Annotated in this window: 23 protein-coding genes and 1 pseudogene; 10 read left to right on the forward strand and 14 right to left on the reverse strand. The window is 70.2% G+C overall.

The genetic code is table 11. The features are described from left to right. Window positions 1-73: 73 nt before the first annotated feature. Complete coding sequence (locus AB0P41_RS30825) at window positions 74-1,021, reverse strand: NAD-dependent epimerase/dehydratase family protein (RefSeq protein WP_356715576.1); 948 nt, start codon at window positions 1,019-1,021, stop codon at window positions 74-76. A 184-nt stretch (window positions 1,022-1,205) separates the two neighbouring features. Here AB0P41_RS30825 and AB0P41_RS30830 point away from each other — a divergent pair, with 184 nt between their 5' ends. Then, window positions 1,206-1,931, forward strand: coding sequence for a TetR/AcrR family transcriptional regulator (locus AB0P41_RS30830; RefSeq protein ID WP_365935407.1), 726 nt, complete (start codon window positions 1,206-1,208; stop codon window positions 1,929-1,931). Window positions 1,932-1,947: 16 nt separating this feature from the next. Here AB0P41_RS30830 and AB0P41_RS30835 read toward each other — a convergent pair whose 3' ends face one another. From AB0P41_RS30835 to AB0P41_RS30870, 8 genes are all read right to left on the reverse strand, one after another. Further along, complete coding sequence (locus AB0P41_RS30835; protein WP_365935409.1) at window positions 1,948-2,526, reverse strand: GAF domain-containing protein; 579 nt, start codon at window positions 2,524-2,526, stop codon at window positions 1,948-1,950. Continuing rightward, entirely contained in the window at window positions 2,523-3,134 is a 612-nt protein-coding gene (locus AB0P41_RS30840; protein ID WP_356715570.1) for an ATP/GTP-binding protein, read from the reverse strand. The genes AB0P41_RS30835 and AB0P41_RS30840 overlap by 4 nt, the downstream gene beginning before the upstream one ends. Beyond that, window positions 3,112-3,483 (reverse strand): DUF742 domain-containing protein, encoded by a 372-nt coding sequence (locus AB0P41_RS30845; protein ID WP_356715568.1) that lies wholly within the window; start codon window positions 3,481-3,483, stop codon window positions 3,112-3,114. The genes AB0P41_RS30840 and AB0P41_RS30845 overlap by 23 nt, the downstream gene beginning before the upstream one ends. A gap of 2 nt (window positions 3,484-3,485) precedes the next feature. Next, complete coding sequence (locus tag AB0P41_RS30850; protein ID WP_014152748.1) at window positions 3,486-3,920, reverse strand: roadblock/LC7 domain-containing protein; 435 nt, start codon at window positions 3,918-3,920, stop codon at window positions 3,486-3,488. 7 nt (window positions 3,921-3,927) lie between these two features. Then, window positions 3,928-6,039, reverse strand: a complete 2,112-nt coding sequence (locus AB0P41_RS30855) for an ATP-binding protein (RefSeq protein ID WP_365935412.1) — start codon at window positions 6,037-6,039, stop codon at window positions 3,928-3,930. 410 nt (window positions 6,040-6,449) lie between these two features. After that, window positions 6,450-6,839 carry a VOC family protein gene (locus tag AB0P41_RS30860; protein ID WP_365935414.1) on the reverse strand — a complete coding sequence of 130 codons (390 nt, stop codon included), beginning with the start codon at window positions 6,837-6,839 and terminating at the stop codon, window positions 6,450-6,452. Then, window positions 6,836-7,129 (reverse strand): metalloregulator ArsR/SmtB family transcription factor, encoded by a 294-nt coding sequence (locus AB0P41_RS30865; protein ID WP_356716884.1) that lies wholly within the window; start codon window positions 7,127-7,129, stop codon window positions 6,836-6,838. Before AB0P41_RS30865 ends, AB0P41_RS30860 begins: the two co-directional genes overlap by 4 nt. Before the next feature lie 72 nt (window positions 7,130-7,201). Further along, window positions 7,202-8,998: an ABC transporter ATP-binding protein gene (locus AB0P41_RS30870; protein ID WP_356716882.1), complete on the reverse strand. Its 1,797-nt coding sequence runs from the start codon at window positions 8,996-8,998 to the stop codon at window positions 7,202-7,204. 134 nt (window positions 8,999-9,132) lie between these two features. Here AB0P41_RS30870 and AB0P41_RS30875 point away from each other — a divergent pair, with 134 nt between their 5' ends. Next, window positions 9,133-9,471, forward strand: coding sequence for a hypothetical protein (locus tag AB0P41_RS30875; RefSeq protein WP_365935416.1), 339 nt, complete (start codon window positions 9,133-9,135; stop codon window positions 9,469-9,471). 102 nt (window positions 9,472-9,573) lie between these two features. Here the strand turns inward: AB0P41_RS30875 and AB0P41_RS30880 are convergent, their stop codons facing one another. Next, entirely contained in the window at window positions 9,574-10,017 is a 444-nt protein-coding gene (locus AB0P41_RS30880) for an SRPBCC family protein (RefSeq protein WP_356716878.1), read from the reverse strand. Between the two features lie 335 nt (window positions 10,018-10,352). Here AB0P41_RS30880 and AB0P41_RS30885 point away from each other — a divergent pair, with 335 nt between their 5' ends. After that, window positions 10,353-11,090, forward strand: coding sequence for an NAD(P)H-binding protein (locus tag AB0P41_RS30885; RefSeq protein WP_365935419.1), 738 nt, complete (start codon window positions 10,353-10,355; stop codon window positions 11,088-11,090). 129 nt (window positions 11,091-11,219) lie between these two features. Here AB0P41_RS30885 and AB0P41_RS30890 read toward each other — a convergent pair whose 3' ends face one another. Further along, window positions 11,220-12,752: an aromatic amino acid ammonia-lyase gene (locus AB0P41_RS30890; protein WP_365935420.1), complete on the reverse strand. Its 1,533-nt coding sequence runs from the start codon at window positions 12,750-12,752 to the stop codon at window positions 11,220-11,222. A 127-nt stretch (window positions 12,753-12,879) separates the two neighbouring features. Here AB0P41_RS30890 and AB0P41_RS30895 point away from each other — a divergent pair, with 127 nt between their 5' ends. Genes AB0P41_RS30895 through AB0P41_RS30915 form a run of 5 tightly spaced genes read left to right on the forward strand, consistent with a single transcriptional unit; the run spans window position 12,880 to window position 17,686 of the window. Beyond that, window positions 12,880-13,947 (forward strand): ABC transporter ATP-binding protein, encoded by a 1,068-nt coding sequence (locus tag AB0P41_RS30895; protein WP_365935422.1) that lies wholly within the window; start codon window positions 12,880-12,882, stop codon window positions 13,945-13,947. Then, window positions 13,944-14,594, forward strand: coding sequence for an ABC transporter permease (locus AB0P41_RS30900; RefSeq protein WP_356716871.1), 651 nt, complete (start codon window positions 13,944-13,946; stop codon window positions 14,592-14,594). Before AB0P41_RS30895 ends, AB0P41_RS30900 begins: the two co-directional genes overlap by 4 nt. A 3-nt stretch (window positions 14,595-14,597) precedes the next feature. Continuing rightward, window positions 14,598-15,284 (forward strand): ABC transporter permease, encoded by a 687-nt coding sequence (locus AB0P41_RS30905; protein ID WP_356716869.1) that lies wholly within the window; start codon window positions 14,598-14,600, stop codon window positions 15,282-15,284. Continuing rightward, window positions 15,281-16,216, forward strand: coding sequence for an ABC transporter substrate-binding protein (locus tag AB0P41_RS30910; protein ID WP_365935425.1), 936 nt, complete (start codon window positions 15,281-15,283; stop codon window positions 16,214-16,216). The genes AB0P41_RS30905 and AB0P41_RS30910 overlap by 4 nt, the downstream gene beginning before the upstream one ends. Window positions 16,217-16,276: 60 nt before the next feature. Further along, complete coding sequence (locus tag AB0P41_RS30915; protein ID WP_356716865.1) at window positions 16,277-17,686, forward strand: cytosine permease; 1,410 nt, start codon at window positions 16,277-16,279, stop codon at window positions 17,684-17,686. 110 nt (window positions 17,687-17,796) lie between these two features. Here the strand turns inward: AB0P41_RS30915 and AB0P41_RS30920 are convergent. Continuing rightward, a pseudogene (locus AB0P41_RS30920) lies at window positions 17,797-17,919 on the reverse strand (TetR family transcriptional regulator); the annotation flags it as partial. Between the two features lie 92 nt (window positions 17,920-18,011). Beyond that, window positions 18,012-18,536 carry an O-acetyl-ADP-ribose deacetylase gene (locus AB0P41_RS30925; RefSeq protein WP_365935468.1) on the reverse strand — a complete coding sequence of 175 codons (525 nt, stop codon included), beginning with the start codon at window positions 18,534-18,536 and terminating at the stop codon, window positions 18,012-18,014. Window positions 18,537-18,990: 454 nt separating this feature from the next. Between AB0P41_RS30925 and AB0P41_RS30930 the strand changes: the two genes are divergently transcribed. Continuing rightward, the gene (locus AB0P41_RS30930) at window positions 18,991-19,638 is read left to right on the forward strand and encodes a sigma-70 family RNA polymerase sigma factor (RefSeq protein ID WP_365935427.1); all 648 of its coding nucleotides are present in this window, start codon (window positions 18,991-18,993) and stop codon (window positions 19,636-19,638) included. Window positions 19,639-19,715: 77 nt separating this feature from the next. Continuing rightward, window positions 19,716-20,525: a hypothetical protein gene (locus tag AB0P41_RS30935; protein WP_365935429.1), complete on the forward strand. Its 810-nt coding sequence runs from the start codon at window positions 19,716-19,718 to the stop codon at window positions 20,523-20,525. A gap of 259 nt (window positions 20,526-20,784) precedes the next feature. On the opposite strand, the gene AB0P41_RS30940 is transcribed toward AB0P41_RS30935, so the two are convergent. After that, a complete protein-coding gene (locus AB0P41_RS30940; RefSeq protein ID WP_365935430.1) occupies window positions 20,785-22,350 on the reverse strand; it encodes an MFS transporter in 1,566 nt (521 codons plus the stop codon). Between the last annotated feature and the right edge of the window lie 538 nt (window positions 22,351-22,888).

Here is a 22,888-nt window from a genome sequence, read left to right on the forward strand (position 1 = left end):
CATGAGAACAATACCGCACTTGCACCGGTGCTCACGAACCCGTTTCCGGCCCGGTGCCGGCGGACCACTGCTCTCAGCGCGAGGCGAGGAACGCCCGGTACCAGGCGAGGGTGGCGTCCAGCGTGTCGGAGAGCGGGGTGGGCGACAGCCCGTAGGCCTTCTCGACGGCGGAGGAGTCGACGGTCTGGCCTTCGGTGTGCTGGTAGAACATCTCGGCGTACTCGGCCATGAAGACCTCGTCGAAGGGACCGAACGGTCGCGGCTCGGCGACGACCGTGAGATCCAGGGGCCGGCCGACCCGCTCCTCGATCATCGCGAAGATCTGGCGCGTGGTGAGCGCCGGAGCCGTGGGAAGGTGCCAGACGCGTCCGTCGCCGGACGGCTCCTCGCCGAGAGTGGCGAGCCCGGCCGCGACATCGGCGATGTACGTGTAGCTGTGCGGCAGGTCGATGTCCCCGAGGGCCGGGACCTGGCCGCCGGTGAGCGCCGCGGGGAAGACGGCGCCGCCCAGGGTGGAGTTGAGCACTCCCGGCCCGACGAAGTCGGCGGAGCGGCCCAGCACCGCGCGGACCCGCCCCTCCGCGTGCGCTGCGAGGTACCGGGCGTCGAGCTCCGCACGCATCACGCCCTTGCCGCTGGTCGCGTTCCACGGAGTGTCCTCGGTCATCACCACACCGTGCGTCTCTCCGTAGGGGTAGAGCGTGTCGAGGACGACGAGACGTGCGCCGGTTGCCTCGGCCGCCGCGAGGACTGCCTTCTGTATCCGGGGCATCACCTCGACCTGGAGGTGATAGGCGACGTTGACGCAGTGGTACACGACAGCCGCCCCCTCGACGGCCTGGCGGGCGCCCCCGGGGGTGGACACGTCCGCCGCGTACCGGCCGACGCCTTTGATCTCAGGCCCCTGCCCCTTCCGGTCGACGAGGCGGACCCGGTGGCCGCGGGTGGCGAGCTCCCGGGCCAGCGCGGTGCCGGCCGGTCCGGCGCCGAGGACGGTGTGGAGAGCGGGTGTGGTGGTCATGGTGTGTTCCTTCGACTCAACGTGAGTTACGGCCTCTCACTTCTGTTAGAGACAGTAACTCTTACGACGAGTCATAGCAATGCGCCGCCTACGGAGGGGTGGCGTCAGTCTTGTTAGGCTTCGTAACGCAAGTGATTGCGTCTAGCAGTGCGAGCGTCGAGCAGAGCGAGCAGAGGAGTCCCCGATGGTCCGAGGCCAGGAGGGCCCCCGTGCCCGCTACCGGGGGCAGACCCGGTCGGAGATCAAGGACACGGCGCTGCGACAGCTCGCCGAGTCGGGAGCCGGTGCCCTCGCGCTGACCCGGGTCGCCAAGGAGATGGGCCTCTCGGGGCCGGCGCTCTACCGGTATTTCGCCGGCCGTGACGATCTGCTGAGCGCCCTGATCAGGGACGCCTACGACGACGCGGCCACGGCGGTCGCCGATGCGGCGGGCGCGGCGGAGGAGGCGGGGCGGAGTCCGCGTGCCCGGCTGCAGGCACTGGGCGGCGCCTACCGCGCCTGGGCGTCGGCGGAGCCGCACCGCTATCTGCTGATCCAGGGCGCCCCCGTGCCGGGCTATGTCGCCCCCGACGACACCCGCGACCGTGCCCGGGCCGTGCTCGGCCCGTTCCTGCCGCTCTTCGCGGACGGATCACCCGGAGCGAGCGCCTCCGCTCTGGTGACCGAGATGGAGGCCTGGCTCACGGCCGATACCGGTGTCGGCGAGTGGGTCGCCCGGTACGCCCCGCGCACGGCCTCGGACACGCGCCGCGCGGCGTGCGGACTGGCGGGCGCCGTACTCGTATGGGCGCAGCTGCACGGCTCCGTGGGGCTGGAGACGGCGGGCCAGTTCGCCGGGATGGGGCACCGCGGCGACACCCTCCTCGCCGCACAACTGCACCTGCTCGCGGACGCCTTCGCACTGGACTGAGCGCCCGTCTCCGGCCTCAGGGGTGCGAGGCTTCCCGGCGCTCGATCTGTACGGCGAATTCCCGGGCCAGCAGCTTGATGGTGTCGAGTCCGGCCCGGCCCCAGGCCCGCGGCACGGTGTCGACGGCGCAGACGGTGCCGAGCGCGATGCCCGTCCGGTCGATGAGCGGGGCGCCTAGGTAGGAGCGGATGCCTATGCCGTCGACCACCGGGTTGCCCGCGAACCGGGGGAAGTCGCAGACGTCGTCCAGCACGAGGGCCTTGCGCCGCGCGAGCACGTGCGGGCAGTAACCGTGGTCCCGGGCCAGATACCGGCCGCCGTTTCCGGCAGCGGCGGCCGCGCCCAGGTCCGCTCCGCCCCGGATTCCGACCGGGGTGTGCAGCCCCGCGAAGAACTGCCGGTTCCCGTCGATGAAGTTGACTATCGAGAACGGCGTCGCGGTGACCTCCGCCACCCGGTCGGCGAAGGCGTCGAAGCTGTCGAACGAGGCGTCGGCGCGCTCCCCGAGGCCGAGCCTCCGCAGCCGTGCGCTCCTGCGCGCCCCGTCCTGGTCGACGGGGGTGAGCAGCGGCCGGCCCGTCCCGTACGGGATCACGGACGGGCTCCGAAGCCCGACAGCGGCGCCGGTGCGGTGGCGTTGATGAGGTGCTGGACGAGCGTGACCAGCGCCCCGGTTCCCGAGCTGGCGATCCTGGCGTCGCAGAGGACGACCGGCACCGCCGGACCGAGATCGAGAGCCGCCCGCACCTCTTCCGGTTCGTAACGGTAGGCGCCGTCGAACTCGTTGACCGCGACGATGAATCCGATACCGCGCCGCTCGAAGAAGTCGACGGCCGGGAAGCACTCGGCCAGCCGGCGGGTGTCGGCGAGCACGACCGCTCCCAGGGCGCCCTTGGACAGCTCGTCCCACATGAACCAGAAGCGCTCCTGGCCGGGGGTACCGAAGAGGTAGAGCACGTGCTGCTCGGACAGCGTGATCCGGCCGAAGTCCATGGCCACGGTGGTCGCCGACTTGGATTCGATGCCTTCGAGGCTGTCGGTCGCCGCGCTGACCTGCGTCAGGAGCTCCTCGGTACTCAGCGGTGCGATCTCGCTGACGGCGCCCACGAACGTCGTTTTGCCGACGCCGAAACCGCCCGCGACCAGGATCTTGAGGGCCACGGGAAAGTGTTCGGAGCTGTCAGAGCTGTCGTCGTAGACCATCGAGCACTGCCTCCAGCAGGGATCGGTCGGTTGGCATGTCATGGAACGCGGGGGCGTGCGCGGTGACCGCTCCGCAGTCGACCAGGTCGGACAGGAGGACCTTGGTGATGACGGCGGGCAGCCGCAGGTGGGCGGCGATCTCCGCCACGGACGTGGGCCCGTCGCAGAGCTCCAGGGCCACGGTGTGCTCAGGACCGAGGTGGGCCTGGGGCACACTCCCCGTGGCCATCACCAGGGAGAGCAGATCGAGCACGGTGGTCGGCCTGGTCCGGCCGTTGCTCACGGTGTACGGTCGGATGAGCCGGCCTGCCGCGTCGTCGAGCAACGGCCCGTCCTGCGGGGCCGGCATCCTCACAGCCCCGGGGTGAACGGCGCTCCGGCCGGCTGCCGGAGCGGCGTCATCAGGTAGGGGCGCACGCTCTTGACCAGCATGGCCATCTCGTACCCCAGTACGGCGGCGTCCGCCTCGCGGCCGGCGAGGACGGCGAGACAGGTGCCGGAGCCGGCGGTGGAGACGAACAGGAGCGTCGAGTCGAGCTCGACCACGACCTGTCGCACGTCACCGTTGTCACCGAATCTGGCACCGGCGCTCCGGCCGAGTGAGTACAGGCCCGCGGCCAGGGCGGCCATGTGATCGGCGCTGTCGGCGTCCATGCCGTGTACCGATTTCACCAGGCCGTCCGCCGAGAGGAGGACGGCGCTGCGCGTGTAGGGCACGCGTTGGACCAGGCCGCTCAACAGCCAGTCGAGGTCCGAGACCTGACCGGACGGCATTTCGCTCGTCATGGTGCATCTACTCCTTGAACATGTTCTCGGTTCGGGGGTCCGGTTCGGGCGTCCGCGGTCCGCGGTGCCCGGGGTCCATCCGGTCGGTACCGGCTGTCGCGGTGGTCGCCGGGGAGCGGAAGGGCAGCGGGGCGAGGCCGTGGGAGCGCTGGGCCCCGACGGTCAGGGCGGGGCCGGGGGCGGCGGGCTCGACGCCCTGTGCGCCGTACGCGTCCGACGGTTGCGGTTCCTCGGCGGTCTGGGCCTCCGCCAGGTCGACCCCGCGCCGGAAGGCGGCCATCAGTCCGGGGTCGTGCAGGACGTTCCCGGCCTCGGAGCGCGGCACCGGGGCCTCCCTGAGCTGCGGAACCATGTGCTCCTGGTTGCTGCGCCTCGGGAGCTGGGGGCGGTCCTGGGCGGCCGAGGGAGCCGGGGGCGCCTCGGCGGGGGTACCGGTGTCCGCGGCGGCCCGGACGAACGCGACCGACCCGGCGGACGGGGCGGGAGCGGCGGACTGGGCGGGAGCGGCGGACGGGACGGCGGACACGGCCGCGGGGGACGGGCCGGACGGGACGGGAGCGGCGGACGGGACGGGAGCGGCGGACGGGACGGCGGACACGGCCGCGGGGGCGGGGCCGGCGGCGGGAGCCGGCTCTCCCGACGGCGCGGGCACGGCGGCCTCGACGGACCGGCCGCCCGGCGGGGACGCCGCGAGGTTCGGCCGGTCGACCCGCTCGGCTCGCAGCGGCAGCGGCGGCCCCTCCCCCGGGGCCCGGTCCAGCCGCGGCGGAGGCTGGGCCGCCGCCTGCGGTGGGACGGGCGATGAGTCGCGGGCTCCGGACGGCGGGGCCGCCGTCCCGGCCCCTGTGGCCCCGGTCGGTGTCGCGGCATCGATGTCGATGCCCAGGAGGATCTCCGGCAGCACGAGTACCGCCTGCGTGCCCCCGTAGATGTTGCTCTGCAGCCGTACGGCGATGCCGTGCCTCCGGGCCAGGGAGGCGACGACGAACAGTCCGATCCGCCCGTCCTGCAGCAGATGCGCGACGTTGACCTGGTCGGGGTCGGCGAGCAGGGTGTTCATCCGCTTCTGCTCGGGGCCGGGCATGCCGAGTCCCCGGTCCTCCACCTCCAGGGCCAGCCCGGCGGTGACGCGCTGGGCGCGCAGCAGGACCTGGGTGTGCGGGGCGGAGAACACCGTCGCGTTCTCGACGAGTTCGGCGAGGAGGTGGATCACGTCGGCCACCGCGTGTCCGCGCAGGGTGCCGTCGATCGGCGGGACCAGCTTCACCCGTGGGTACTGCTCGACCTCGGCGATCGCCGAGCGCAGCACTTCGGTCATGGTCACGGGATTGCTCCACTGCCGCCGCGAGACGGCGCCGCCGAGCACGGCGAGGTTCTCGGCGTGCCTGCGGATGCGGGTGGCGAGATGGTCCACGTGGAAGAGGCCCTTGAGCAGGTCGGGGTCCTCGACCTCGTGCTCCAGCTCGTCGAGGATCTGGATCTCCCGGTGCACGAGGGACTGCAGCCGCCGGGCGAGGTTGACGAAGACCTCGACCTTCTGTTCGTTGCCGTTGCCGTTGCCGTTGCCGCGGAACAGCTGGGAGGCCTCGACGACGGCCGCCACCGCCTCGTCCTGCGAGCGGCCCATCTCCTGGGCGAGGAGATCGAAGACGTCCGCGTCGTCGGCCGCGGCCGGGGTCGGCCGGCGGGCGGGCAGGGACTCACCGTCGCGCAGCTGTTCCATGACGCGCCGGAGCTCGGCCTGGTGCTCGGCGCCGGTGCGCCGCAGGGCCAGAGCGCGGTCGAGCACGCCGGTGGCGACACGGCCGGAGCCGAGGAAGGCCGCGGCCACGGCCGCCACAGCGAGTGCTCCGGATCCCCCGAGTGCCGCGAGGAGGCTGCCGGAGGGGCGCACCCCGGAGGCCCGGATGGCGAAGATGACGGCCGCCGCTCCGCTGAGCACGGCGGCCACGGTCGGCAGGAGGGCGGTACGCAGCAGCTGTGGCCGCAGGCGGCTGTCGGGAACGGGCTGGGCGGCGCGCGGCCGGCTCGCGGCCGAGTGCGAACGGCCACCCGGACGGCCGTGCCGTCCACCTTCGCGGCGTTCCGGTCGCGCGTTGGGTGCGCGAAGTTGAGACATCATCGTCCTCGGTACGTGGGGCACCAGGAATCGGCATTCATGTGGTGACACCTACGGTGGTCGGTCAGGCCCGGGTCAACGGTCGGGGCAGGCTCGACCGATATGAGCCCACCGTTGATCACCGGACACACACGGTAGTCGTCAATCGCCCGTGCTCGACGTGCAGTTGTCGAAGTTGCCCGCCAGGCGTCCCGCTCTGGTATGAGGCCTCGCACGGGCAGTCGAATCCCTCCACCACCGACTTCGTACGAGTGGCCGCGCGTCGGCCTCGTGTGCGAATTCGCGCAGGGTCGCCACGCCGGTCCCGTACGCGCGAGGAGCGGTGCTCCCCGGACGTTCCGGGGAGCACCGCTCCTCCTACGCGCCGACGGCGAGCCCGGGCCGATGATCCGCCCCCGCCCGCCGCCGGACTACTGCGCGCTGTGCACGATCTGGATCAGGTTGCCGCAGGTGTCGTCCAGCACCGCCGTGGTGACCGGGCCCATCTCCAGCGGGTCCTGGGTGAAGCTCACACCGAGCCCGCGCAGCCGGTCGAATTCCGCGCGCACGTCGTCCACGGCGAAGGAGGCGGCCGGGATCCCGTCCTTGACCAGCGCGTCCTTGTACGGCTTCGCCGCGGGGTGGCCGTCGGGCTCCAGCAGCAGTTCTGTGCCGTCGGGATCCTCCGGCGAGACGACGGTCAGCCACCGGTCCGCCCCGAGGGGGACGTCGGCCTTCTTCACGAAGCCCAGCGCCTCCGTGTAGAAGCGCAGGGCCTTCTCCTGGTCATCGACGAAGACGCTGGTCAGATGGATCTTCATGCGGTGCTCTCCGGCGTGTCGGGCCTGAGCCACCGGGTCACGATGTGCTCGAGGGGCTCGGTGTTCAGGTCGTGGAACTTGTAGCGGCCCTGGCGGCGCACGAGGACCAGTCCCGCGGATTCCAGCACGGCCAGATGCTGGCTGACCGCCTGCCGGGACAGCCCGAGACCGTGCTTGGTCACCAGCCGCGCGCAGATCTCGAACAGGGTCTGGCCGTCGCGTTCCGTCAGCTCGTCGAGAATGCGCCGACGGGTGGGGTCGGCCAGGGCCTTGAAGACATCCTCCGCCATGACCACCACCATAGGCAAGTATCGACTTGCCTATCAATCCGCATACCCGGTGCGAGGTCACGCGGCGGCCCCTCACCTCGGGCGGGCGGGCTGGAGACCCGCGTACACACCGTCCGTGCTCAGCAGCTCCTCGTGCGTCCCCACCTCGGCGATCCTGCCGCCCTCCATGGCCACGATGCGGTCGGCGCCCTGGATGGTGGAAAGCCGGTGGGCGACGACGAACACGGTCCTGCCGTGCACGAGCCTGGCGAGCGCTTCCTGCACGAGCGCTTCGGAACGGTTGTCGAGCGCCGAGGTCGCCTCGTCGAGCACCAGCACCCTCGGGTCGCGGATCAGCGCCCGGGCGATGGCGAGCCGCTGCTTCTGGCCGCCCGACAGCTGCGCGCCACGCTCCCCGATGACCGTGTCCAGACCGCGCGGCAGACCGTTCACGAACTCCAGCGCGTTGGCGTCCCGGAGGGCGCGCATCAGCATCTCCTCGTCCGTGTCCCCCATTCCGTACGTGACGTTGTCGCGGATGCTGCCTTCGAAGAGGATCGACTCCTGGGGCACGACCGAGAGGAACCGCCGGTAGGTCCGGAGATCGAGTCCCGCCATGTCGGTCCCGTCCAGCAGGATGCGGCCCGAGGTGGGCCTGATGAACCCGATGAGCAGGTTGAGCACCGTGGACTTGCCCGCGCCCGAGGCCCCGACGAGCGCGATGGTCTCACCCGGCCGTGCGGAAAGGGTGAACCCGTCGACCGCCGGTTCCCCGTCCTCGTACGCGAACCCGGCGTCCTCGAAGTCGATGCGGCCCACGACGCTCTCGACCCGCGCCTTGCCGGCGTTGTTCTCCAGGTCGGGTGCCTGCAGCACCTCGCCTGCCGAACGCACCGACTCCAGGCCCTTGGTGAGGACCGGAGCCAGGCCCAGCAGGGTCGTCACGGAGCCGGTCAGCACGGTGAAGAAGGCGCTGAGCATCACCACGTCGCCGGCGGTGACGGGCATCCAGCCGTGGTAGGCGACCAGGGCCGAGCCCGAAAGGCACAGGACACCGAGCGTGTTGAGGATGACCCAGGCCAGCGATCCGAAACGGCCGTTGATCATGTCCAGGCGCAGCCCGGCCGCGAACACCTGGCGCAGCGACCCGTCGACCCGGCCGAGCGCGGTCCGCTCCAGTCCGTGGGCACGGGTGATGGGGATCAGCGTGGTCATCTCCCCGACGCGGGAGGAGAGGTGTTCGACCTCACGGCGGAAGGACTCGTTGTGGCTGCGCAGCCTGCTGCGCAGTTTCATCACGAGGAAGCCGGCCGCGGGGACCACGACGAGGAAGAGGGGCAGGAACTCGGGTACCCGTACGCCGATGACGACAAGTCCGCCGATCAGTGTGACGACGGCGCCGAGGCCCATGTCGGAGCTCTGCTGGACCATCTGTTCCACGGCTTCGACGTCGCGGACGACCTTGGCCTGGAGGACGCTCGAACTGACCCGTGCGTGATAGCCGACGGAGAGCTGCTGCATACGGCGGCAGAGCGCGGAGCGCAGGGTCGTGCCCATACGGCGGATGCTGCCTCCGAGCAGGCGCACGTACCACTGGTGGAGCGGGTAGTTGATCACGAGGATGAACAGCAGGACGCCGGTGGACTTCCAGATTCCCGATTCGGGACCGTGCTGGACGACCACGTCGAGGACGGTCGCGGTGATCAGTGGCAGCAGCCAGATGGGGCTGTGCTTCACGACGAATATGGCGCCCGCGAGGACCAGCTTGCCGCGGTCGGGGCGGAAGAGATGGCCGAGGGTGCGGACCGGGTTCTCGCCGCGGTAGCGGTGATCCAGGTGGTCGAAGGACGCCAGGGGTTCGGCGGAGAGCGATGAAAGCGCTTTCTTCATGCAATCATCCCACCTGCTCCGGCCGCTGCCTACAACCCCCGTTCCACGGGGAGAGACGGAGGACGCCGGCTGACCGGCGGGAATCTTTCGGGGTCACCCTGCGTATCCGCCCGTCGGCCGGGTACCGGGCGTGGATGTTCAGACATAGGCGTGTACGAGTTCTGACCGTGCTGCTCATCGGCTGGTCGGTGCTGACCGGAGTGGAGCGTTGGGCGGAGCGGGTGCCGTGGCCGGGTGCCGCACTGGGCGGCCTCGTGTGGGCGTGTGTGGTGGCCGGCGTCTGGTGGTTCGCCGAGTGGACCCAGTCACCGCTGCGTACCGCACGCCAGGCGGCTGCGGCCCGCGCGCCGGCGGCAGCGCCCGGCCCGGACGACGAGGCGCCGCACGAACCGGACACGGACACCGGCACCGGCACCGACGGTGAACAGGTGGTGGCCGGCAGGCCGGGGTCCTCTGCTCTGCCGCGACGCTGACCGCCGGTCGGGCCGCGACGGCCACGGACGGGAGCCGCCCGTGCGCACCATGGATGTGCGCACGGGCGGCTCCCGTCTGCGGTGACCTCACGAGGGCCGTGGTCACAGCCCCCGAGGACCGTCGCCCGCGGCTGTGGACTCGGCCAGCTTCTGGAACTCGCCCAAGTCGTAGTTGGCCAGTGCCGAGTCGAGATTCGTCAGTGCGCCCAAGTGCTCGACGAACCCGTTGGGGTCGTACTCGATCTGCAGGGCGACCCGGCTGGAGGTGTCGTCGAGCCGGTGGAAGGTGACCACACCCGCGTGGTGCACCCCCTCGATCGTCTTCCAGGCGATCCGATCCTGCGGGACGACCTCGGTGAGCTCCGCGACGAAGCTCTTGTCGGCGCCCGGCAGGGACAGCTGCCAGGAGAACCGGCGCTCGTCCATCGGATCCACCCGTCGCACGTGGCTGAGGAACTTCGGCCACTGCGTCACATCGCTCCACAGAGCCCAGGTAACGCTGACCGGCGCCTTGATGTCGACGGTTTCCACGAGGGAGGAGGACATGGAGGAACAGCTCCTTCTTTACTCGGTGACCTGTGGGCTGCCGACCACACGACGGCCGGCAGCGCACGCATGCACCTCCGCCTTCCCGGTCGCACCGGCCGTACTCACACGACATCGAGCGCTTCGCGCCGGACGGCATTCGCGCGGTGGTTGTCGACGCTCTGCCGAGCGTTCGGAACGCACCGGGATCTGCCGGGGCGGGCGGCTACGGATCAGGACACGTCGGTCGGCTGAGCACCGGAGAGCGAGCGCATGCGGTCCGGGAGCGGGCGTGTTTCAGTGGATCGGTGCATCGCAGCAGGTGCGAGTACGTCCTCCGGCAGAAGGGGCCCGTCATGAGGATCGCGGTGATCGGTGGCACGGGGCTGATCGGATCGAAAGTGGTCACGAAGCTGAAGGCCGGTGGGCACGAGGCGGTGCCCCACGCGAAGTCCACGGGCGTGGACGTCGTCACCGGCGAAGGCCTGGAGAAGGCGTTGACGGGCGCCGACGTCGTCGTCGACCTGACCAACTCCCCGACCTTCGACGAGGCGGCACCGGACTTCTTCCGGCAGTCGATGGGCCACCTGCTGGACGCCGGGCAGAAGGCCGCGGTGCGCCACTTCGTCGTACTGTCCATCGTCGGTGTCGACCAGGTACCCGAACTGGACTACTACCGCGCGAAGACCCTCCAGGAGGAAATCCTCGCGGCAGGACCGATCCCGTACTCGATCGTCCGCGCCACGCAGTTCATGGAGTTCATCGGCTCCGTCATGAGCTGGACGGCCGACAGTGACACCGTCCGGCTGCCCACCACCCCGATCCAGCCGATCGCCGCCCAGGAAGTCGCCGACTCGGTCGCCGAGGTCGCCGTCGGCGCTCCCCTCCTGGGAATCCACAACATCGCGGGCCCCGAGGTCTTCCCTCTCGACGAGCTCGGGAGGATCACTCTCGCGGCCGGTCCGGACAGCCGGACGGTCACCACGGACGACACCGCCGGCATGTTCGCCGCGGTTCACGGAGACGTCCTCACAGCCAAGGACGACGCCACGCTCGCCCCCACCCGGTACGCGGACTGGCTGGCGGCACGCTGAGGAGGGACTGGAGGACCGTCTTCGTCGAGGCCGGGCGGGGATCGTCGTCCCGGCTACGGTGGTCTTCGGCAGGATCGTGCTCGCTCCGTAGTCGTCAGCCGGACCGTGGAGTGCGCAGCCGTCCCGGGCTCATGCCTCCCCCCCGACCGCTTCGCCCCCGAGGCCCAGCCACAGCTCTGTGAACCGGTCGAGCAGCCCGGCCGCCCGGGTCACATCGTCCGTCAGCGGCCGGTCGGCCAGCTCCGTCTCGAGCACCGAGTCGGCCAGCTCGAAGGCGCGCCCGACGGGCAGTCCCGGGTCGATCCGCATGTCGCGCTGCCGCAACGCCCGTACGGCTGCCACGAGTTCACAGCCCACGACGAGCCGGTACGCCTCGCACGCCCGCAGCGTCTGGCGTGCCGCGAGCGAGGCGAAGCTGGCCTGCTCCTCGACGCCCCGCGAGAGCACCGCGTGACCCAGTGACGCGGGGGCGGAGAAGGCCCGCAGGTCGCCGAGCGCCGCCCCGGCCGCGTACTCGAGGATCATCACGCCGGACGACGCCGGCTCGCCGTCCGCGAGGAACGGCCGCAGACGGGTGAAACCCGGTTCGTTGAGCGTCGAGAGGCGTGAGGTCGACAGGCGCGCCACCTGCGACACGGCCAGCCTGAAGTGGTCCAGGGACAGGGCGAGTTGAGCGAGGTAGAAGCCGCCGTGGTGGTAGGCCGCCATGTCGTCCGCCGAGATCAGCGGATTCTCGGCCGCCGCGTTGATCTCGACCGCGAGGACGTCTTCGAGCGCGTCCGCCGCGTCGTGCGCGGGCCCGTGGATCTGCGGCACGCAACGGAAGCCGTACGGGTCCTGGATCCTGCCGAGCGGTGGCGTGGGGCGGTCGGGTGCGCCGAGCAGCAGCCGCATGCGTTCCGCGACGGCGTACGAACCGGCGTGCCGCCGTGCCTCGTGCACGGGCAGCGCGTACGCCTCGTACGAGCCGTCGGTCGCCATCAGGGACAGCGCCGCCACGACCTGTGTGGCCGCGATCAGGCCACGCAGTTCGTGCACCGCGAGTGCCGACTGGCCGAGGGTGAGGGCGTTGCTGCTGATCAGGGCGAGGGCGTCGTTGTTGTCGAGGGGCTGCGGGCCGGGGGCCGCCCCCGGCCCCTGCCAGGGGTGTTCGCCCGCCAGCGCGAGGCCCATCTGCGCGAGCGCGGCGATGTCGCCGGTGCCGACCGAGCCGAATTCGTTGACCTGCGGGTAGGCGCCCGTCTCCAGCGCCTCGCAGAGGGCCGTGACGACGGTGGGGCGCAGGCCCGCGCCTCCCGCCAGCAGTTGGTTGGCGCGGACCGCCAGCATGGCGCGGACCTGCCGCGCCGGCAGCTCCGCACCGATCGCCCCGGCATGGCTGCGCAGCAGCCGCAGGCCGTGGTCGGCGGCTGCGTCCGTCGGCACGGACTCATTCCGGTTAGCACCCACGCCGGTGGACCGACCGTAGACGCGACCCCACGAAGCGATCTCCCGTGCGGCGACCCAGGATGCCTCGACGCGCTTCATCCCGTCCGCCGCGGGCACGGGCTTCGCCGCCGATTCGGCCAGGCGTACGACATCTGCGACCATCAGTCCGCGGCCGTCGAGGACGACGATCGCGCCGCTGTCGTCGACCGTCGCGTTCACCATACGAGACGACATCACTCGCAATTCCTCCTCGATCAGGCGCTTCGTCTTGCCTTACGGCCCCTCGTAACCAGGGATTTACGCCTGAGCGGCGACCAGCTATTGACAACCTATTCAGTCACCGAGAACTCTGCATGATGATATGCAGCCGGGCAAGGGACTCCTCATGATCCAATTCGACAAGGCCCACAAGCGCTTCCCGAACGGCACAACCGCGGTGCACGACCTCACCCTTGAGATGCCGGAAGGGGGTGTGACCGTCCTCGTCGGATCTTCCGGTTGCGGCAAGACGACGACCCTCCGCATGATCAACCGGATGGTCGATCCGACCTCCGGGACCATCAGGGTCAACGGCAAGGACGTCCTGGAGCAGGACGCCGCCGAACTGCGCCGTTCGATCGGCTACGTCATCCAGCAGTCCGGGCTCTTCCCCCACCGCACCGTGCTGGACAACATCGCGACCGTGCCGCTGCTGCTCGGCTGGGGCCGCAGGAAGGCGCGGACGCGGGCGGCGGAGCTCCTGGAGACGGTCGGCCTCTCCGCCGACGCGGGGAAGCGCTACCCGCACCAGCTCTCCGGCGGCCAGCAGCAGCGGGTCGGCGTGGCGCGCGCGCTCGCCGCGGACCCTCCGGTGCTCCTGATGGATGAGCCGTTCGGCGCCGTCGACCCCGTGGTCCGTACCCAGCTTCAGGACGAACTCCTCAGACTTCAGAGAGAGTTGAACAAGACCATCGTCTTCGTCACGCACGACATCGACGAGGCCGTGCGGCTCGGCGACCGCATAGCCGTCTTCCGGACCGGCGGCCACCTCGTGCAGTGCGCGAGCCCCGCCGAGCTCCTGGCCCGGCCCTCGGACGCTTTCGTCGCGGACTTCCTGGGCGCGGAACGAGGCCTGAAGCTGCTGTCCCTGTCGACGCTCGCGCAGGTGCCCCAGGGGCCCGCGCCCGTGGGCACCCGCTGGCAGCTGACACTCGACTCCGCCCGTAAACCGCTGGCCTGGCGCGACGGCGAGACACGTAAGGAGACCCCGGTCCGGCCCCTGCGGGACACGGACTCGCTCCTCTCCGCTCTGAACGAGTCGATCGCCGCTCCGAGCGGCCTGGTCGCCCGGGTCGACGCGGAGGGCGTTCTCACCGGGGTGACGTCCCGCGAGGACATCCACGACCACGCGGGGCACGTGCACAGCGAGGCAAGCGCGGTGGTCGCATGACCTTCGACTGGTCGTGGACAGCCGACCACACCGGTGACCTCACCACCCTGGCCCTCTCCCACCTCCAGGCCGCCCTCACCGCCGTACTCCTCGGCCTGGTCGTCTCGCTCCCCCTGGCTGTCCTCGCGCACCGGGTACGCAGGCTGCGCGGCCTCCTCCTCGGCCTGTCGAACGTCCTGTTCACCATCCCGTCCATCGCCGTCTTCGTGCTCCTCCTGCCGGTCAGCGGCCTCACCCGCACCACCACCGTGATCGGCCTGACGATCTACACGCTGGTCGTGCTCCTGCGGAACACGGTCGAAGGCCTGGACTCCGTCCCCGCCAGGACGAAGGAAGCCGCGAAGGCCATGGGTTCCCGGCCGCTGCGCACCCTGCTGACCGTCGAACTGCCCCTCGCTCTCCCGGTGATCATGGCGGGCGTCCGGATCGCGACGGTGATGGCCATCTCCCTCGTCTCCGTGGCCACGTACATCGGCGACGGCGGACTCGGTCAGCTCTTCACGGACGGATTCCAGCGCAACTTCCCCACCCCGGTGATCGTCGGCGTCGTCCTGACCCTGCTCCTCGCGCTCGTCGCGGACGCGCTGCTCGTCGCCCTTCAGTACGTCCTGACCCCCTGGACCCGCCGGCAGAAGCAGAGGGCCTGACCCGTGTACGAACTCTTCAAGAACCTCGGCGCCTGGCTGGTCAGCGACGAACAGTGGGCCGGGGCGGACGGCATCGGCCACCGCCTCGCCGAGCACCTCCAGTACTCGCTGCTCGCCACCCTGGTCGCCGCCGCCATCGCCCTGCCCATCGGCCTGCTCATCGGTCATACCGGCCGTGGCGCGTTCGTCGCCATCAACCTCTCCAGCTTCGGCCGGGCGTTGCCCACCGTCGGCCTCGTCGTGCTGGTCTTCCTCGCCAGCGGCCTGTCGATGTGGCCCGTCTACATCGCGCTGGTGGCGCTCGCCGTGCCCTCCATCGTCACCAACACGTACGCGGGCATGACCGCCGTCGACCCCGAGGTGCGGGACGCTGCGCGCGGGCAGGGCATGCGCCGGCACCAGGTACTCCTCCAGGTCGAACTGCCGCTCGCGCTCCCGCTGATCATGACCGGGCTCCGGCTCGCGCTGATCCAGGTCGTCGCGACGGCCACCATCGCCGCGTACGTCTCCTTCGGCGGGCTCGGCCGGTACGTCTTCGACGGGCTCGCGCAGCGGGACCTCGTGCAGGTGCTCGGGGGTGCCGTGCTCGTGGCGGTCGTCGCCGTCGTACTGGACCTCACGCTCTCCGCGTTCCAGCGCGCCCTTTTCCGTCATCGCCCCGCCAAGTCTGCCCAGGAGCACGCACGATGAACCGCAGAACTCTCCTCGGCGGGCTCTTCGCCGCCGCTTCCGTCCCCGCGCTCGCCTCCTGCGCCGGCGGCATCACCTCCCTCGAAGGGGAGGGGTCCGGCGGTGGAGGCGGAGGCTCCAGCGAGGGCGGTGTCACCATCGGCACCGCCAACTTCACCGAGAACCAGGTCCTGGGCCACCTCTACGCGGCGGCGCTCGAAGCGGCCGGTGTGAAGACCACGGTCCGCCCCAACCTCGGTACCCGCGAGATCCTCATACCCGCCCTCAAGGGCGGCGACATCGACCTCCTGCCCGAGTACCAGGGCGCCCTGCTGCACTACCTCGACGCCGAGGCGAAGGCCACGGAGGAGGGCGAGATGCAGAACGCCCTCGCCATGGCCCTGCCGCACGGCCTTCAGATCCTCCCCTACGGCAAGGCCGAGGACTCCGACGCCTTCGTCGTCACCCGGGAGACCGCCGAGAAGTACGGCCTCAAGTCCCTCGCCGACCTCGCCGAGCACAACGGCGAGCTCGTCATCGGTGCGGCGCCCGAGGTCAAGAAGCGCACGGTGGGCGCTGTGGGCCTCAAGGACGTGTACGGCGTGGAGTTCAAGGAGTTCAAGTCCCTCGACTCCTCCGGGCCGCTGGTCAAGGGTGCCCTGAGGAAGGGCGACGTCGACGTCGCGAACCTCTTCACCACCGACACCGACATCGCCGCCGAGCGCTGGGTCGTCCTCACCGACCCGAAGAATCTCGTCCCCGGCCAGCACGTCGTCCCTCTCATCGCCGACCGCAAGGCCGATTCGACGGTCCGCAAGGCGCTCGCCCGGCTCGGCAGCGCGCTGACGACCGAGGACCTCACCGAGCTCAACCGCCTGGTGGACAAGGACAAGAAGGACCCCGAGGACGTCGCTGCCGACTGGGCGGCAGCGCACGGGATCAAGAAGAAGTAGCCGCTGCGGGACCGAGCGGCAGGACACGGACAGACCACCGAGAGGGCAGGCACACGAGTCATGGCAGCTGAAGACCTGGTGGAGCGGCGCTCCATCGATGTCGTCCCGGACGACGAACGGCACGGGACCGCGTTCAGTCAGTTCACCCTCTGGCTCGGCGCCAACCTCCAGATCACCGCGGTCGTCACGGGCGCACTCGCCGTCGTCCTCGGCGGCGACGTGGTGTGGTCGGTCGTCGGCCTGCTGCTCGGAAACCTCCTCGGCGGCGCCGTCATGGCCCTGCACTCCGCACAGGGCCCGAAGCTCGGCCTGCCCCAGATGATCCAGTCCCGCGCCCAGTTCGGGGTGCGCGGCGCGGTCGTCCCGCTCCTGCTGGTCATCCTCATGTACGTCGGCTTCTTCGCGAGCGGCAGTGTCCTCGCCGGGCAGGCGACCGCCGAGCTCACGCACACCGACGAGACCACCGGCATCATCGCCTTCGCCCTCGTCACCGCCGCGACGGCGGCGGTCGGATACCGCGTGATCCATGTCCTGGGGCGGGTGGCCAGCGTGGTCTGCGCGCTCGCGTTCGTCTACCTGGGCATCCGCCTCCTGGACCGGGTGGACCTGTCGGCGCTGCTCGGTGACGCGCACTTCGACCTGCCGATGTTCCTGCTCGCCATGTCGCTCGCGGCGTCCTGGCAACTCGCCTTCGGCCCGTACGTCGCGGACTACTCGCGCTATCTGCCGCGTACGACATCGGGGCGGGCCACGTTCTGGTGGACCCTCTCGGGGTCGGCCGTCGGCTCGCAGTGGTCGATGACGTTCGGTGTGCTCGTGGCGGCGAGCGCGGGCGAGGCGTTCCTCGCGAACCAGGTCGGCTACGTGGTCGGCCTGGGCGGCACGGGGCTGATCGCGTCGTTCCTGTACTTCGTGATCGCGCTCGGCAAATTGACCATCAACGTGCTGAACACCTACGGCGGCTTCATGTCGATGGTGACCAGCATCAGCGGGTTCCGCGGCCGGAAGACGCTGTCGCAGCGCGGCAGGACCGCGTACATCGCGCTGATCATGGTGGCGGGGACGGTGGTGGCTCTTCTGGGCAAGGACAGCTTCCTGACGTCCTTCAAGGACTTCCTGCTGTTCCTGCTGACGTTCTTCACGCCGTGGTCGGCGATCAACCTGGTCGACTACTACCTGATCTCACGGGAGCGGTACGACATACCGGCGCTGTCCGACCCCGAGGGCCGCTACGGCGCCTGGCGCTGGGACGCCCTCGCGGTCTACGTGGTGGGGATCCTCGCCCAGCTCCCCTTCCTCGTCACGCACTTCTACACGGGACCGCTGGTGGATCCGCTGGGCGGCGCGGACATCTCCTGGATCGTGGGCCTGGTGGTCCCAGCGGCTCTGTACTGGCTGCTGGCCCGCCGGGACACGACCCACGTCCCGGAGGAGACGCGGTACACGCCGGCTTCTCCGCAGGAGCACTGACCCCGGACACCATCGGTCGCCGACCCGTCAGCGCCCCGCGCTGCACCCCGGCGTCGCCGCTCCCCTCGCCCGTCAGCATCGCGCTCGCGACGCCCCCGGGGGGCGGTCCGCGCTCGCGGCGCGGGCGAGGGCCGATCGCCGAGCCAGGCCAGCGCCGCCACCAGCGCGAACAAGTCGGCACCGTCGATGTCGGTCCGCGCCACGCCTGCGGCGTGGGCGCCGATGAGGAGCCGCAGTTCGTTCGGTCCCCAGGCGGCCGACGAGTGGCGGACCGTCTCGAAGCCCGCGGTGATCTCTGTCCACCGGGTCGCGACAGCCAGCGAGCCTACTCCGTCAGCGCCTGGCCGAAGCCGCCGTACGCCTCGTCGTCGAACAGTACGAACCGGACCTCGGTGATCGGAGGGAGGGCTGCCTCACGGACCGTTCGCACGGCGATCCGGGCCCCGTCGTCGAGCGGCCAACCGTAGATGCCCGTCGAGACCGCCGGAAAGGCAACCGTCCGGGCTCCCAGCTCCGAGGCCACCCGCAGGGACTCCCGGTAGCAGGAGGCCAGCAGCTCGGAGCGGTCCTCACTGCTCGACCAGACCGGGCCCACCGTGTGGACGACGTGCTTCGCGTGCAACCGGCCGGCCGTCGTCGCCACCGCTTGCCCGGTCGGCAGTCCCTTGCCGTAGTGCGAGGCCCGCAGGGCGCGGCAGGCGGCGAGGATCTCGGGCCCGCCGCGCCGGTGGATCGCACCGTCCACCCCACCGCCGCCGAGCAGTGAGGAGTTGGCGGCGTTGACCAGGACGTCGGCGTGCTGCTCGGTGATGTCCCCGCGTACGAGGGTGATCGTCGGTCGTGTCGTCATGCGGCCATACTGCCGCCTGCCGGTAGGGGATGCGGGGGCCATGGCCGTCAGGGCGACGTGGCCGGTCGCGGCGTACCTGAACGACCCGAGGCCGGAGGGCATGTCGTGCCCGTCGACCATCACCAGCGGCAGCCATTCGGTGGTGGCACCCTCGGCCGGCATCATCCCGAGCACCCACCGCCGATCGAGGAGACTTACCTGATGCGCCAGGTCCATTCACGTATGGCCGAGTTCCGCCAATCCGTGGTGACCCGACCGTCCCGCCGCTTGCCGCACTGAGGCAAGACGTGCGGACGCGCAGCCGGAAGCCGTTGCCGACGAGGGGGCCGACGGCACCGGGGGCGCACCCTCGAGCATCCCCGCCCGGTCCGGCCGGGGGCCGTAGTCGGCCGGCCGGTGCGAACGGAGTTCGATCAGCGGGAACCTTCGGCCGGGTGCCGGACACGTATAGAGCATGGAACTGAACGACGCCGGCCCCGCCGTACCGGTCGGAGGGATATCCGACCGCGAGCTGTGGGCGAGAGCCGTCGACGGCGACCGGGAGGCTTTCGGTCGGATCTTCGACCGCCACGGGAAGACCGTCTACAACCACCTGTTCCGGCGCACGGCCGACTGGTCCGAAGCCGAGGACCTCACGTCGACCGTGTTCTTGCACGCCTGGCGCCGGCGGTCGGAAACGGTGCTGGACCGCGACTCGGCCTTGCCATGGCTGCTGGGCATCGCCGACGGCCTGGTGTCGAACACCAGGCGGCGGCTCAGGCGTGCCGAGGCGTTGTTCCGCCGGCTCGTCTCGCATGACGAGCCGGCGGGCGACCACGCGGACCGCGTCGCCGGACTGGTCGACGACGAGCGTCGTATGTCGGGGATCCACCGGGCCATGGCCCGGCTTCCGCGTCACGAACGCGACGTCGTCGAGCTCTGCGTGTGGTCGGGCCTGGATCAGCAGGCGGCCGCGGCCGCGCTGGGGGTGGCGGTCGGAACGGTGAAGTCCAGACTGCACCGCGCGCGGCGGCGGCTGGGGGCCGACCTCGTCGGCGGGCCCGCGGTTCCGGAGTCGTTCAGTTCCAAGAATTTCGTCAACGCGGAAGAGGTCGCACGATGAATCACACGCAGGGCATTCCTGCGGCTCCTTCCGATCGTGATCTGCCGGACCACCGGCGGATCCGAGAGGAGCTACTGATGAAGATCGGCCCCGAGAACAACCGTGCTTCGCTGCGACGCAGGTGGGGGGTGCCGCTGGGCGTCGCCACAGGCGTCGCGGGGATGAGCGTGGCGGCCGTGGCCGTCTTCAGCGGGATCGGGGACGCCGAGCCGCTTCTCGCCGGTCCCGCCGGAAACCCGACGAGCGCCGCGGCCTCACCGAGTCCTGGCACGCCGGCGGGAACCGGCTCGGCCTCGCCCTCGGCCGAAACGAGTTCCGCCGCGGACAAGTTCACCATCACCAGCGGGACGACCACCCCGATCGAAGCCGGAGCCGTCACCAAAATCCTTGCCTCCTGCCTGGGTGCGGACGCATCGCGATTCCAACCGGTGGTCGGGGTCCGCACCCCCGTCGCCTCCGAGGGCTCCGACGGCGTGGTCGTCGCCGTGGATTCCACCGGTCAATACGTGCAATGCCAGTCGAAGGGCGGCAAGGGCACCACCCCGAACTCCCCGCCCACGTTCATCAACGACCGCCTGTGGGGCACCGACCGCACGATCGAGTACTTCGACTCCTTCCTCGAGCCGGCCGGCAAGGGGCAATACCTGATGCTGGGTGCCGGCCACCACACCTCCGACATCGTCAAGATCACCATCAGCTACGGCGACGACCCGAAGCAGTACCCGGCGGTCATGGCAGGCGGCGCGTTCGTCTATGCGGCGGCTCTCGCCACCGACGACCCCGACCCGCACTATGCGGGCCCCAGCCCCTACGTCCATGCCTACGACGCCTCCGGCAAGGAGGTCTACAACCAGAAGAAGGACCCGCAGTTCACCGACGGGCAATGAGCCGGCCTCCCGCCCGGTGGACCGCCGACGGCGTCATGGTCCGCGCTGAATGCGCCGCCGCTCCCGTCGTAGTGAGTCCCAAGCCGTGCGGCGAAAACGCACCGTGAGCGGGCCGATGCGGCCGGCCACCGAACGCAGGACTCCGCCCGTGTTTCCGCCCAGGACTTCGTTTCCGGGCGGGAGCACGGGCGGAACCACTCCTCAGGTTCGGCTGCCGTTCGGCTTCCCGGCAAGCCCTCTCCTGCTGCGGACTCGGGTGTCAGACGGAGCTGGTGGCTTCTTCGTCGTGGTCCGACTCCGGTGCCGGAACCTTCTTCTGTCCGACAGCAGGCAAGGTGATCAGCAGCACGACCGCTCCGACGAGTGCGATGCCCGCGATCCAGCCCGCGCCCACGTGCATGGCATGGATGAACGCATCATCAGCAGCGCGGGAAAGGGTGGGCCGGTCGACAGCGGTGGCGACGTGCCGGGCCTGTTCTGCGGAAACACGTGCCTGATCCCGCACCGGTCCGGGTAGGCCCTCCAGCGAAGGTCCGACCGCACGTCGGTACTCGATCGACATGATCGTGCCGCCTACCGCGATTCCGATCACACTGCCGGTCTGGCGCACGGTGTTGGTGACGGCCGATCCCGCACCGGCCTGTTCCAACGGCAGGTTGCTGATCAATGCGGCGGTGACGGGGCCGATCACCATGCCGACCGAGAGACCCTGTACCAACAACAGGATCTCGATCCGGACGAGTGGCGTGTGCAGTCCGAGGAATCCGTACCCGCCCATGGTCAGCGCGGCCACGGTCAGCGCCGGCACGGTGACAAGGCGTAGCGAGAGGCGGCGCACCAGGCGCGAGCCGAAGGGTGCCCCCGCGACGGCACCGAGCGCGGTCGGGATATTGACCAGACCCGCCTTCGTCGGCGAAAAGCCGAGCGCGCCTTGCAGATAGAACGCGTTGTAGAAGGTGATGGCGGCCACCGCGAAGAGCAGCAGTCCGAGCGCCACATTGCCGCCACCGAATGTGCGTTGCGCAAGCAGTCGCGGATCGAAGCTGGGCACCTTGGCACGCAGTTCCGCCAGTACGAAAGCGGCCAGCAGAACCAGACCGACCACGATCGGCGCCCAGACGTCCGTACGACTCCACGCGGCCACCTGCCCCGCCCGGATCAGCCCGTAGGCCAACGACACGAGGCCACTGATGGACAGCACCATTCCGGCGGGGTCCAACGGCCGCAAGGCGGGACTGCGGAAATTCGGGACCAGCACGGCGAGCCCGACCAACGCCGATACCGCGACCGGGACATTGATCAGAAAGACCGAGCCCCACCAGAAACGATCGAGCAGAGCTCCCGCCAGCACCGGTCCGACAGCCATTCCGACACCGGCTGACGTCGAGAAGATACCGATCGCGGCGGCCCGTGCGGGGCCGGTGAATGTCCACATGAGGATGGCCAGCATGGCGGGTGTGATCAGCGCGCTGCCCACCCCCATCACTGCTCGGGCTGCGATCAGCTGGCTCGCATCGCTCGCGTACGCCGCCCACAGCGAGGACCCGGCGAAAAGCACCAGCCCACTGGAGAACACACTCCGGTGACCGTAGCGATCGCCCAGTGTCCCTGCGGTGAACATCAACGTGGCGAAGGCAAGGGTGTACGAACCGGTGGCCCATTGCAGCTGACCGGGACCGGCCCCCAGTCCGTGGACCGGATCCGCGAGCGTTTCCAGCGTGGCACTCAGGACGGTGTTGTCCAGCCAGATCAGCAGCGAACACGACATAAGGATGACCAGAATTAGCTGCTGTCTGGACTTCGGCAACGCTGGAGACGTGGTCATCAATACCTTCGGATATCGGTCGGCGGAAATCTGAACGACTGGACCATAAGCAAACCCGACGACGCCGTCAAGCTTGGATTTCCTTGTCGATATCCTTGCGAATGGAGGGAATCCATGCCCTCTGACGGATTTGCGGAATGCATAATTTTGTGCCCTCCGGCGAATGCGCGAATCGCAGGATTTATTACTTCCGGGGGGCCGAAAGGGCGGATTTCATGCCCTCCGGCGAGCAGCCCCCAGGGCACGAGAACCAGCCGCTCGCCGGCCTTCTCGGCCCACGCCCGCGCGATCCGGGCCGGCGGCACGGCAACGGCCCGGACGTCGATGGCCGTCGGTCACCGCTTCGCGAGTGGCTCCAGACGAAGTCCAGGACGATATCGACGTCTGCTGCGGTGGTTATTTCGTCGAAGGTGAGTGCCTGGGCCGCGCCGACGTCGAAGCGGGTGGTGTCTCGGCCGACGGCGAGCACCTGGGCGGCACCGAACTGCCTGGCGATCTGGATGGCCACGAGGTCGGCGCTTCCGGCGGCACCGAGGAG

This window comes from Streptomyces sp. NPDC079167 (assembly GCF_040686735.1).
Classification (GTDB): domain Bacteria; phylum Actinomycetota; class Actinomycetes; order Streptomycetales; family Streptomycetaceae; genus Streptomyces.